12 protein-coding genes are annotated in these 11630 nt (G+C 63.0%); 7 read left to right on the forward strand and 5 right to left on the reverse strand.

Going from position 1 to position 11630, the window contains the following annotated elements; all coding sequences use genetic code 11:
* Complete coding sequence (gene cobT, locus JNB71_RS18655) at positions 1–1899, forward strand: cobaltochelatase subunit CobT (protein ID WP_220373287.1); 1899 nt, start codon at positions 1–3, stop codon at positions 1897–1899.
* A gap of 138 nt (positions 1900–2037) precedes the next feature.
* Positions 2038–3012, forward strand: coding sequence for an esterase-like activity of phytase family protein (locus tag JNB71_RS18660; RefSeq protein WP_220373383.1), 975 nt, complete (start codon positions 2038–2040; stop codon positions 3010–3012).
* Between the two features lie 63 nt (positions 3013–3075).
* On the opposite strand, the gene JNB71_RS18665 is transcribed toward JNB71_RS18660, so the two are convergent.
* Together JNB71_RS18665 and rpmB are read right to left on the reverse strand one after the other, a co-directional pair.
* The gene (locus JNB71_RS18665; RefSeq protein ID WP_220373288.1) at positions 3076–3720 is read right to left on the reverse strand and encodes a VUT family protein; all 645 of its coding nucleotides are present in this window, start codon (positions 3718–3720) and stop codon (positions 3076–3078) included.
* A 156-nt stretch (positions 3721–3876) separates the two neighbouring features.
* Positions 3877–4173, reverse strand: a complete 297-nt coding sequence (rpmB, locus tag JNB71_RS18670) for a 50S ribosomal protein L28 (protein WP_026203698.1) — start codon at positions 4171–4173, stop codon at positions 3877–3879.
* Positions 4174–4524: 351 nt separating this feature from the next.
* Here rpmB and JNB71_RS18675 point away from each other — a divergent pair, with 351 nt between their 5' ends.
* Together JNB71_RS18675 and yddG are read left to right on the forward strand one after the other, a co-directional pair.
* Entirely contained in the window at positions 4525–5301 is a 777-nt protein-coding gene (locus tag JNB71_RS18675) for a DUF3108 domain-containing protein (protein ID WP_220373289.1), read from the forward strand.
* 25 nt (positions 5302–5326) lie between these two features.
* Positions 5327–6217, forward strand: coding sequence for an aromatic amino acid exporter YddG (yddG, locus tag JNB71_RS18680; protein ID WP_220373290.1), 891 nt, complete (start codon positions 5327–5329; stop codon positions 6215–6217).
* 3 nt (positions 6218–6220) lie between these two features.
* Here the strand turns inward: yddG and JNB71_RS18685 are convergent, their stop codons facing one another.
* Both JNB71_RS18685 and gloB read right to left on the reverse strand, forming a co-directional pair.
* The gene (locus tag JNB71_RS18685; RefSeq protein ID WP_220373291.1) at positions 6221–6664 is read right to left on the reverse strand and encodes a cupin domain-containing protein; all 444 of its coding nucleotides are present in this window, start codon (positions 6662–6664) and stop codon (positions 6221–6223) included.
* The gene (gene gloB / locus JNB71_RS18690; protein ID WP_220373292.1) at positions 6664–7434 is read right to left on the reverse strand and encodes a hydroxyacylglutathione hydrolase; all 771 of its coding nucleotides are present in this window, start codon (positions 7432–7434) and stop codon (positions 6664–6666) included. The genes JNB71_RS18685 and gloB overlap by 1 nt, the downstream gene beginning before the upstream one ends.
* A 90-nt stretch (positions 7435–7524) precedes the next feature.
* On the opposite strand from gloB, the gene JNB71_RS18695 reads away from it, so the two are divergent.
* The 3 genes from JNB71_RS18695 to JNB71_RS18705 all read left to right on the forward strand — a co-directional run bounded on the left by JNB71_RS18695 (position 7525) and on the right by JNB71_RS18705 (position 10422).
* Positions 7525–8292, forward strand: a complete 768-nt coding sequence (locus JNB71_RS18695; RefSeq protein ID WP_220373293.1) for a class I SAM-dependent methyltransferase — start codon at positions 7525–7527, stop codon at positions 8290–8292.
* Between the two features lie 100 nt (positions 8293–8392).
* On the forward strand, positions 8393–9499 hold the full coding sequence (hisC, locus tag JNB71_RS18700) for a histidinol-phosphate transaminase (RefSeq protein WP_220373294.1): 1107 nt from the start codon (positions 8393–8395) through the stop codon (positions 9497–9499).
* Entirely contained in the window at positions 9496–10422 is a 927-nt protein-coding gene (locus tag JNB71_RS18705; protein WP_220373295.1) for a prephenate/arogenate dehydrogenase family protein, read from the forward strand. The genes hisC and JNB71_RS18705 overlap by 4 nt, the downstream gene beginning before the upstream one ends.
* Positions 10423–10501: 79 nt before the next feature.
* Here the strand turns inward: JNB71_RS18705 and JNB71_RS18710 are convergent, their stop codons facing one another.
* On the reverse strand, positions 10502–11545 hold the full coding sequence (locus JNB71_RS18710) for a DUF2125 domain-containing protein (RefSeq protein ID WP_220373296.1): 1044 nt from the start codon (positions 11543–11545) through the stop codon (positions 10502–10504).
* Between the last annotated feature and the right edge of the window lie 85 nt (positions 11546–11630).

The raw sequence follows: 11630 nt of genomic DNA on the forward strand, positions 1-11630 counted from the left end.
ATGTCGGGCCGCGGCGACAATTCGAAACCAAGGCCGGCGGGGACCGTCGACGTCGAACCGTTCCGGCGCGCGCTGACCGGCTGCATCCGCTCGATCGCCGGCGATGCCGAGATCGAGGTGGTTTTTGCCAACGAGCGCCCCGGCCTGACCGGCGAGCGCATGCGGCTGCCCGAAATCTCCAAGCGACCGACCCGCAAGGAGCTTTCGGTAACGCGCGGGCTCGGCGATAGCATGGCGTTGCGCAAGGCCTGCCACAATGCGCGGATCCATGCGACCATGTCGCCGCAAGGGGCGGATGCGCGGGCGATCTTCGATGCCGTTGAACAGGCGCGCGTCGAAGCCATCGGCTCGCTTCGGATGAGCGGCGTGGCGGACAACCTCGCCTCCATGCTCGACGAGAAATATGCCCGCGCCAACTTCGGCAATATCGACCGGCAGGCCGATGCGCCGCTCGAGGAAGCGGTGGCGCTGATCGTGCGCGAGAAGCTGACCGGGCAGAAGCCCCCGGCCACGGCCGGCAAGGTGCTTGATCTCTGGCGGGATTTCATCGAGGAAAAGGCAGCCGGCGACATGGCCAACCTGTCGGCCACCGTCAACGACCAGCAGGCTTTTGCCCGCGTCGTGCGCGACATGCTGAGCTCGATGGACGTTGCAGAGAAATATGGCGACGATGACGTCGAGCCGGACGATCAGGACACCCAGACCGACGAGGACCAGCCGCGCAGCCAGGAGCAGGACGAAAACAGCTCCGACGAGGATGCTGGATCCGACGCCGCCCCCGCCGACGAAAACGAGACTGCCGACGAGCAGATGGACGAAGGCGAGATGGACGGCGCCGAAATCTCCGAAGACGAGATGTCGGACGACGGCGAGGACGACAGCGAGACGCCGGGCGAGGTCAAGCGCCCCGCGCATCCCTTCGACGATTTCAACGAGAAGGTCGACTATACGGTCTTCACCGAGGAATTCGACGAGATCATCTCCTCCGAAGAACTTTGCGACGAGGCTGAACTGGACCGGCTGCGGGCCTTCCTCGACAAGCAGCTGGCCCACCTTCAGGGCGCCGTCGGGCGTCTCGCCAACCGGCTGCAGCGCCGCCTGATGGCGCAGCAGAACCGTTCCTGGGAATTCGACCTCGAAGAGGGCTATCTTGATTCGGCGCGCCTTACCCGGATGATCATCGATCCGATGCAGCCGCTTTCCTTCAAGCGCGAAAAAGACACCAATTTCCGCGATACCGTGGTGACGCTGCTGATCGACAACTCCGGCTCCATGCGCGGCCGGCCGATCACGGTTGCGGCCACCTGCGCCGATATCCTTGCCCGCACGCTGGAGCGCTGCGGCGTCAAGGTCGAGATTCTCGGCTTCACGACCAAGGCCTGGAAGGGCGGGCAGTCGCGCGAAAAGTGGCTCGCCAGCGGCAAGCCGCAGACGCCGGGACGCCTCAACGACCTGCGCCACATCATCTACAAGTCCGCAGACGCGCCATGGCGGCGCGCGCGCCGCAATCTCGGCCTGATGATGCGCGAAGGCCTGTTGAAAGAGAACATCGACGGCGAGGCGCTGATCTGGGCGCACAACCGGCTGCTCGGCCGCCCCGAGCAGCGCCGCATCCTGATGATGATTTCGGACGGCGCGCCGGTCGATGATTCGACCTTGTCGGTCAATCCGGGCAACTACCTCGAGCGGCATCTGCGTGCCGTGATCGAGCAGATCGAGACGCGGTCGCCGGTCGAACTGCTGGCGATCGGCATCGGCCATGACGTGACGCGCTACTATCGCCGTGCCGTGACGATCGTCGATGCCGATGAACTGGCCGGTGCGATGACCGAGCAGCTCGCTTCCCTGTTCGACGACGAAGGCTCGCGGCGAGGCCCGGCGATGCGGCGCGCCGGCTGAGCCATTTCTTGATCGGGGCGGCAAGCAGCCCCGGTTGCGTTTGTGCATTGTATATTTGCGTTTTCGAGGAGCGTTTCATGCTCCGCGCCGGCCTGCCGGAAGGAAATCCAATTGAGAGCGATACTGATTCCGGCGGCCATGTCCCTCACGCTCACCGTGACGCCGGCCGCCGCCGTCTCCCTCCCGGCGCAGGAAACCGTCCCGGTGACGAGCCGGCAGATCGAGAATTTCAAGATCGGTTCGGACCAGAGACTGTTCGGAAAGCTGGAATTCATCGGTGGCATCGAGATGTCGTCGAGCAACGCTCTTCTCGGCGCGATCTCCTCGATCCGCTTCCGGCCGAACCGGAAGTCCTTCCTCGCCGTGATGGATACCGGACACTGGGTCGAGGGCGCAATCGTCCGTGACGGGCGGGGCCGGCTGGCAGGCGTGAGTGATCTCGCCGTGACATCGATGATCGATCCCAAAGGCCGATCCGAGCAGGTCAAGGGTGAGATGGACAGCGAGGGATTGGCGCTGCGCGGCGGCGAGGCGCTTGTCGGTATCGAGCAGATGAATCTCGTCGAGGTCTATCCCGACCCCGGATTTGCGCAGTCGCGCCCGCTGGCGACGCTCCCCACGTTCATTCCGCCGAAATCGTTGCGCGGCAATCGCGGGCTTGAAACCATTGCCGTTTCGCCAAAGGAAAGCTTGCTTGCCGGTGGCGCCATGGTCGTCTCGGAGCTGAGCCTGGATAAGGCGGGGCACATCTATGCCGCCGTTCTCGACGGCCCGCGCAAGGGCGTCTTCGGCGTCGTTCAGAAAAAACCTTTCGCCATTACCGACGGTGCATTCCTGCCGAATGGCGATCTGCTGCTTCTGGAGCGCCGGTTCAGCTTTGCCCAGGGCGTCGGCATGCAGATAAGACGCATCAAGGGCGATGACATCAAACCGGGTGCGGCGGTCGACGGCGAGATCCTGTTGCAGGCGGACATGGGCTACCAGATCGACAACATGGAAGGCCTCGACGTTGTCGCCGAACCAGGTGGGGACATCCGCGTTATCATCGTTTCCGACGACAACCACTCGATCCTTGAGCGCAACCTGATGCTGGAATTCCGGCTGGTCGAGTAAACCGGGTGCGTGAAAAAACCCGCGTCACGGCGTGGCGCGGGTTCGTTCGCTTGCGTTTGGTATTCAGGCTCGCGCGCTTGCCTTCAGGGCGGGCATTGGCTTGATGATGCTCATCAGGGCGCCATAGGGCAGAAGCATGGTAAGACCCACGAGGATCTTCACACCGAGATCGCCGAGCGCCCAGGAAATCCAGCGCGGCGCTTCGGCCGTCATGACGCCCAGAATCGGTGCGTTTTCGAGGGCGAACGGATCGTTCGGGCCGAAGAATACGAAGAACGAGGCGAAGGCAAAGGAGAAGAAGATCGCTGTATCGAGAAACGAGCCGAACAGCGAGCCGATCAGCGGCGCGCGCCACCAGCTCTGCGCCCGAAGCCTGTTGAACACCGAGATATCGAGGAACTGGCCGAGCAGGAAGGCCGAGCCGGAGGCAATGGCGATGCGCGGCGTGGCGATCAGCACCGACAATAGGATGGCAACGGCAAAGCCGGCGATCACCACCTTGCGGGCGATCTGCGGTCCGAACTGGCGATTGGTGAGGTCGGTGACCAGGAAGGCGATCGGATAGCTGAAGGCGCCCCAGGTCAGGAGGTCTCCCAGCTGCATGCCGGCGATCGAGCCCGGCAGAGGGTATTGAACGAGAAAATTGGACGCCACGACCACGGCGGTCATCAGGGCGACATAGACGAGGAATGTGCGGTTCGTCAGCATTTTTTTATCCTGGGGTATGCCACCAGTTGGAGGAATATGGATGTGCGCCACGCTTCAGGCCTGGCAAAATCGGGGAGTTCTATCGAAACGTCAAACGAGAAAAAGGCTCGCCGGTTGCCCAGGCAAGCCTCTCAAATCGCATGCGCAACCTGCTGGTTAAGCAGCGACCGCTTCGGCCGTCTTCTTGACGATCTGGCGGCGCAGCAGGCGAGCGCGCATCGACAGTTCGGTTTCGTCAGCCTTGAGCAGGAATGCGTCGAGGCCGCCACGGTGTTCGACCGAACGCAGGGCTGCAGCCGAAACGCGCAGACGGTAACGCTGGCCAAGCGCGTCGGAGATCAACGTGACGCTGCACAGGTTCGGGAGGAACTTGCGCTTGGTCTTGTTGTTTGCGTGGCTCACATTGTTGCCCGACTGGACGCCCTTGCCGGTCAATTCGCAACTACGGGACATGATGCACCTATTTTTCTTTTCGGCTTCGGTCCATGCGTTAGCGGGCCTAAGCGCCCAGGCCGCATTCCGTTGGCCATGATTGGAAAGTTGCGGTTCTATAGTCAGACAGAGCCGCGCCGTCAAGCCAAACCTTCGTTTTCCGGGAAAACTCTTGAAATCCGTGCCGATTTTACAGGGCCGGAGAGCTTCGATTGTGTTTGGTCGCGTCCATATACATCATTGACCGGCGCAATTCCACTTTGCTGCGTCGTGGGTTAAAACTTGCAGCAAATGCAGGTCTTGCGGCGCAGAAATGCCGCAAACCCGCCGTATCTGCGACGGTTGCTGAACGGAAATGGAAGGGCTTGCGCAATGAACTGGCGCATCGGTATCTCGGCGCTTCTGGCTTTTGCCACGGCGATGTTTTCCACAGGCCCGGCACAAGCCGTCGAGGTGAAGCACAGCACCGATTACAGTATCTCGCTGGCCGGCCTGCCGATCGCCAGGGCGTCGTTTTATAGTAAATTCAACGCCGACCGCTACACGATCTCGGGCACAATGAATTCCGCTGGTCTCGCCGACATCTTCGCCCAGACCTCGGGTCAGACCTCCGTGTCCGGCACCGTCGGCCGGGATCGGCTGAGTGCTTCGGAATATCGGGTCCGCTACCAGACGGGTAAGAAGCGACGGGCGATCGCCGTCCAGTTTCGCGATGGCAACGTGCTGTCGGCCTCGATGAAGCCGGCGCGCCGGATTCCGAAAAACTGGGTACCGGTCACCAAGGCCGACATGCGCAACGTCGTCGACCCGCTGTCCGGCCTGATCTTTCCTGCGGACACGCGCGTCTGCCCGAAAAGCGTGCCGATCTTCGACGGCGAATCGCGGATGGACCTGAAACTCTCGGCAAAAGGCACCAAACCGTTCAAGACCGATGGCTTCGAAGGTGACGTCATCGTCTGTGGCATCAAGTTCGTGCCGAAATCCGGCTACCGCAAGGGGCGTCAGGACGTAGACTACCTGCGCAAGCTGGAAACCATGGAAATCTGGTTTGCCAAGTCCGAGGCGGCGAACGTATATGCTCCGGTGTATGTCCGGATTCCGACGCGACTCGGTCCGGTCACCGTTTGGGCCACCAAATTCGGGGGCTGACAATTCTGAAGGCTGGGGCACGCGCGTGAAGGTCAAGGCAACGCTGATCGGCTTTTCGGCGATCCTGATGTGGTCGCTGCTGGCTTTGTTCACCGCCGCCTCAGGCACCATGCCCCCGTTTCAGCTGTCGGCGATCTGCTTTTCCATCGGCAGCCTGCCGGGCATCGTCGTGCTGGCGCTGAAGCCGGAGCGGCTTGCACTGCTGAAGCAGCCGGCAAAGGTCTGGATTGTCGGCATCGCCGGACTGTTCGGCTACCACTTCCTCTATTTTACGGCGCTCAGAAACGCGCCTGCCGTCGAGGCCGGGCTCATTGCCTATCTCTGGCCCCTGTTCATCGTCGTCGGTTCGGCGCTGCTGCCGGGTGAGCGGCTGCGCTGGTATCACATTGCCGGCGCGCTTTGCGGCCTTGCGGGGACGATCCTGATCGTCGCGCGCAACGGCGTCGAGTTCGATCATGCCTACACGCTCGGCTATTGCGCGGCACTCGCCTGTGCCTTCACATGGTCTGGCTACTCGCTACTGACGCGACGGTTCGATGCCGTTTCGACGGATCTCGTCACCGGCTTCTGCCTGGCAACCGCGGCACTGTCGTTCCTTTGCCATCTCGGCCTGGAGGCAACGGTCTGGCCGGATACGGCAACGCAATGGCTCGCGGTCGCCGGCCTTGGACTCCTGCCGGTCGGGGCGGCCTTCTATGCCTGGGATTATGGCGTCAAGAACGGCAATATCCAGATTCTCGGCGTTGCCAGCTACGCAGCGCCTGTGCTGTCCACGCTCGTGCTCGTCCTGTTCGGCTTTGCCGAGCCGTCCTGGCGCATTGCGCTTGCCTGCGTGTTCGTGACCGGCGGCGCGATTCAGGCCGCAAAGGACGTGATTTTCCGTGATCGGGGCGAAGTGACGCAGCCCGCCGAATAGAGATCACGCCTCAGGCGGCCGCCAATCCGGCGGCGCCATTTCGAAGGCGGAAAAATCGAAGCCCGGAGATACGGTGCAACCAACCAGCGTCCATGCGCCGAGCGAGGTCGCGGACTGCCACCAGTCGGCGGGCACGATCGCCTGTGGCCGCTCATCCAGTAGAATATTCGAACCAAGCGTGACGCTCGTCGCCGGCTTGCCGTCTTCGGCAATGCTGAGCGCCAGCGGCGCGCCCGCATAGAAGTGCCAGACTTCCGTCGCATCGCGAACACGGTGCCAGTGCGAACGCTCGCCGCGCTCCAGCAGGTAGTAGATGGCGGTGGAATGCCCCCGCGCGCCGCCCGCCACATCCTTGAAGGTCTGGATGTACCAGCCACCCTCGGGGTGGCGCTGCATCTTCAGCGTCTGGATGATCGCCTGGGCCGAGAGGGGCAACTGAACATCCATCAGAAATTGTCCTTGCGCTTGCGGATTTCGGCGAAGACCTCGGCGTCGGAGGCGCTTTCCATGCCCAGATGCGTGCGTATTCCCGTATCATGCGGCCGCAGGAAAGGGTTGGTCTGCTTCTCCAGCCCAAGCGTTGTCGGCGCCGTGGGTTCGTCCTTTGCACGCAGGGCGTCGATCTCGGCTGCGCGCTTTTTCAAGGCGTCGTTTTGCGGATCGACCGTGAGTGCGAAACGGGCGTTCGATTGCGTGTATTCGTGGCCGAAATAGACCGTCGTGTCGTCCGGCAGCGCCATCAGCTTCTGCAGCGACGCCCACATCTGTGCCGGCGTGCCCTCGAACAGCCGACCGCAGCCGAGCGCAAACAGCGTGTCGGCGGAAAACAGGAGCTTGTCGTCGGGAAAATGAAAGCAGATATGCCCGGCGGTATGCCCGGGCGTCTCAAAGACATCGACCCTGTGGCCGGCAAATTGGAAATGGCCGCCGTCGCCGATCATGCGGTCGATGCCGGGGATTTTGCCTGCCTCGTTCTCCGGCCCGATAATCGTTGCGTCAAAGGCCTCCTTCAAGGAGAGGTTCGCCGAGACATGGTCGGGGTGATGATGAGTCGTCAGAATATGGGTCAGGGTCCAGCCGCGCCGTTTCAGCGCGCCAAGGATCGGTTGTTCTTCCGGCGCATCGATGGAGGCGGTCGCGCCGGTTTCCGGGTCGTGGACCAGCACGCCGAAATTGTCGGTGCGGCACAGAAACAGGTCGAGTTCGAGATTGGCCATGGCAATGGCTCCTGGGCAGAGACTGGGCGTTACCGCAAATGTAGTGACGGCCGCCTTGAAGTCCACCCGTTCCCGACTAACATGGTGCTCATGCATGCAGATATTGTCGATCTTCGCCAGTTCTATCATTCCCGCCTCGGCCGCTTTGCCGAGCAGTCGATCAGCATGGCGCTGTCGTCCGTCTGGGCGCGTCTACCGGAAGAGCGGCTGGTCGGGCTCGGCTATGCCGTTCCCTATCTCGACCGTTTTCGCGCCGACACGGAGCGGACCTTCGCCTTCATGCCGGCGGGGCAGGGGGCGGTGAACTGGCCGGTAGCGGAGCTCTCCGCCACGGCGCTGGTCTTCGACGAGGAACTGCCTTTGCCAGATTCGTCGGTCGACCGCGTGCTGATGGTGCATTCGCTGGAATTTGCGGAAAACCCGCGGGAAACAATGAAGGAGCTCTGGCGCGTCCTTGCACCCGGCGGTCGCCTCGTCATTGTCGTGCCGAACCGCCGCGGCGTCTGGGCCCGCATGGAGCACACGCCCTTCGGCTCCGGCCGTCCCTATTCGCGCGGACAATTGACCGCACTTCTGCGCGAGACCAATTTCACGCCCGGTGCATCGGCCGATGCGCTGTTCTTCCCGCCCTCCAAGCTCAAGATGGTGCTCAAGATGCGCAGCGCTTTTGAGCGGATCGGCCGGTCGCTGTGGCCGGTGTTTTCCGGCGTCATCATCGTCGAGGCCCAGAAGCGCCTCTACCAGGGCCTGCCGGTGGCCGCCCGCGCGTCGCGCCGCGTCTTCGTGCCGGTGCTGGCGCCGCATGGCGTTCCGACGACGCGCGAGACAGCGTTGCGGCGGGTGCGGCCGATGATTTGAAATTCAGCGCAGCTTCGTATTAGGGCGCGCCACACTCGACAAAATCAGCATTCGCCGGTATTGGCTGGGCCTCGTCTTTTGTCCCCGGAAAGCTGACACCATGAGCATTGACCTGCAAAGTCCCGCACCCCGCCCCGGTATCCTCGACATTGCCGCTTACGTGCCGGGCAAGGAGCATGCTCCGGGCGTCGCCAAGGTCTACAAGCTTTCCTCGAACGAAACCCCGTTAGGCGCGAGCCCCAAGGCGATCGAAGCCTTCCAGAAGGCAGCGGCGAGCCTTGAGCGCTATCCCGATGGCCAGGCGGTGGAACTGCGCGAGGCGATTGCCTCCGTGCACGGCCTCAACGCCGCAAACCTGATCTGCGGCAACGGTTCCGACGAACTGCTCGGCTTGCTCTGCCACGTCTACCTTGCACCAGGCGACGAGGGCATCATCACCGAACACGGGTTCCTGGTCTACAAGATCCAGATCATGGCCTCGGGCGCGACGCCGGTCGTGGTCAAGGAGAAGGATTGCCGCGTCGATGTCGATGCCATCCTGGCGGCCGTGACCGAGAAGACGAAGATGGTCTTCATCGCCAATCCGGGTAATCCGACCGGGACCTATGTGCCGGTCGAGGACATCCGCCGCCTGCAGGCCGGGCTGCCGAAAAACGTCATCCTCGTCCTCGACGCTGCCTATGCCGAATATGTCCGCCGCAACGACTACGAGGCCGGGCTCGAGCTCGTCTCGTCCAACTGCAACGTGGTGATGACGCGCACCTTCTCGAAGATCTACGGTCTTGCGGCGCTGCGCATCGGCTGGATGTATGCGCCGCTTGCGATCATCGACGCGCTGAACCGCGTGCGCGGCCCGTTCAACATGAACGCGCCGGCCATCGCTGCCGGTGCGGCCGCCGTTCGCGATCAGGCCTTCGTCGCCGCCGCAGTAGAGCATAACCTCGAATGGCTCGGCAAGATCACCGGCGCGCTGGGCTCTATCGGCCTCAGGGTGACGCCGTCGGTCGCCAATTTCGTGCTGATCCATTTCCCGGACGTCGACGGCAAGCGGGCGCCGCAAGCCGACGAGTTCCTGACGAGCCGCGGCTTCATCCTGCGGGCCGTGCGTGCCTACGGCCTCCCCAATGCGCTGCGCCTGACGATCGGCTCGGCCGAGGCCAACGAAGGCGTAATCGCCGCGCTGACCGAGTTCATGGGCCGGGCGTGATGGCAAAGCAGTTCGACACCATCGCGCTGGTGGGGATCGGCCTGATCGGTTCCTCGATCGCGCGTGAGATCAAGGACAAGGGGCTTGCCGGTTCCGTCACCGTTTCCTCGCGCAGCGAGGCGACGCTGAAACGTGCGCAGGAGCTTGGGCTCGGCGACCGCTACACGACATCCGCCGCCGAGGCCGTGAAGGATGCCGATCTTGTGGTCGTTTCCGTCCCGGTCGGCGCGTCCGGTGCCGTCGCGGCCGAGATCGCCGCTAACCTGAAGCCCGGCGCGATCGTCACCGATGTCGGTTCGACCAAGGGCTCGGTGATTGCCCAGATGGCGCCGCATATGCCGCCGGGCGTACACTTCATCCCGGGCCATCCGATTGCCGGCACGGAATATTCCGGTCCGGATGCCGGTTTCATCGGGCTGTTCAAGGGGCGCTGGTGCATCCTCACGCCGCTGCCGGAGACGGACGAGACGGCGAAGGCAAAGCTCAGGACCTTCTGGGAAACGCTGGGCTCGATGGTCGATGACATGGACCCGGAGCACCACGACAAGGTTCTGGCGATCGTTTCGCACCTGCCGCACATCATCGCCTACAATATCGTCGGCACCGCCGACGATCTCGAAACGGTGACCGAATCGGAGGTGATCAAATATTCCGCTTCCGGCTTCCGCGACTTCACCCGTCTTGCCGCCTCCGACCCGACCATGTGGCGGGACGTCTGCCTGCACAACAAGGACGCGATCCTTGAAATGCTGGCCCGGTTCTCGGAGGATCTCGCTTATCTGCAGCGGGCGATCCGCTGGGGCGACGGCGACAAGCTGTTCGACCTCTTCACCCGCACCCGCGCCATCCGCCGCTCGATCATCCAGGCCGGCCAGGACACCGAGATGGTCGATTTCGGGCGGCATGCGATGGATCAGAAGTAGGGGTTCGCACCCACCTTCCCCCTTGTTCGAGGGGGGAAGTCTAAAGAGAGGTGCCTCACGATCCCGCTTCTACCCAGCATCACAGCTGCGGCAATTCTCCGATCGGGAAGAACGCCAGAAAGGCGATGCCGTCACGGACGTTCAGCTTCACGGTCGCCTCGTTCTTGCCGTCGGCAAGGGCCGTCAGCATGTTGGCGATGTTGTTGACCATGGCCGTGCCGTCCTCGTTCGAAAACACCTTGACGAGGTTCTGACGCCATCCTTCGATGTTCTTCATCGTGACGCTGAACTCACCCGAGATCAGCCCCTTGTCGTCGACGGTAAACGGTCCGGATGCGGTGGTGACCATGCCGCCGCCCAGATCGAGCGTCAGGTTGCGCATCTCCCCCTTGCTGTTGCGAAGCGCTCCAGGCTTCAGCCCGCCGGCATTCATCAGCGCGGCGCGATCGACAAATGTCATATCCGCGCTGGCATTGAGCGGCGGCAGCAGGCTTGGCGCGCCATCCAGCCTGGCATCGAAGCCATCGACGCTGAGGGCCGCATCGAGATCCGGACCGTTCTGACGAAAATGTGCCTCGCCATGTCCGGCAGCGAAGGCGAGTTTGTGCGTATCGCCGATCGCGGCATCCTCCTGCGTGGCAGGCAGAATAACGGTGCCGGTCAACTGATCGTAGGTCATGGAGGTCCGGTCAACGCCGGAAAGGCTGGCCTGCACGCTGGCATGCAGCAGCGACCAGTCGGCCGACACCGTGAGGCCCGGAGACACCCGTATTTCCGCCGGACCATCAAGCTCGACCACCGCATGCCCGGGCCGGTAGACCTGGGCTGCCGAGCGCAGCGCGCCGAACGAGGCCGACGCGCCATGTGCCGCATCGTCGAGGCGGACGGTGTCGCAGAACAGGCCGATGCGGAAGGGGAAGCCGCGCACGCTCAGGCCGCCGCATTCCGCCGATGACCCGATGCCCTTGTTCTCGCTGAGTAAAGCCGGCAGCTGCGTCTCGATCCGGTTTGCCGCAAAAAACCATGCGCCGGAATAGACCACGAGAAACAGGAGAATACCGAGCGCCAGCCATCGGATCTTTCGGCTCCCGGCGCTGGGTTCGGCAAGGTCTGCTGCTGTCATGGTCTGCTCCAAGGCTATCGCCCTCTGATGCTGGTGCACCCGGGGGCTGGCGGCTGGCGTCTTCCGGTTTGCGCCCAATCGTTCA

It is taken from the genome of Rhizobium herbae, assembly GCF_019511375.1.
In the GTDB taxonomy this organism is placed as follows: domain Bacteria; phylum Pseudomonadota; class Alphaproteobacteria; order Rhizobiales; family Rhizobiaceae; genus Pararhizobium; species Pararhizobium herbae_A.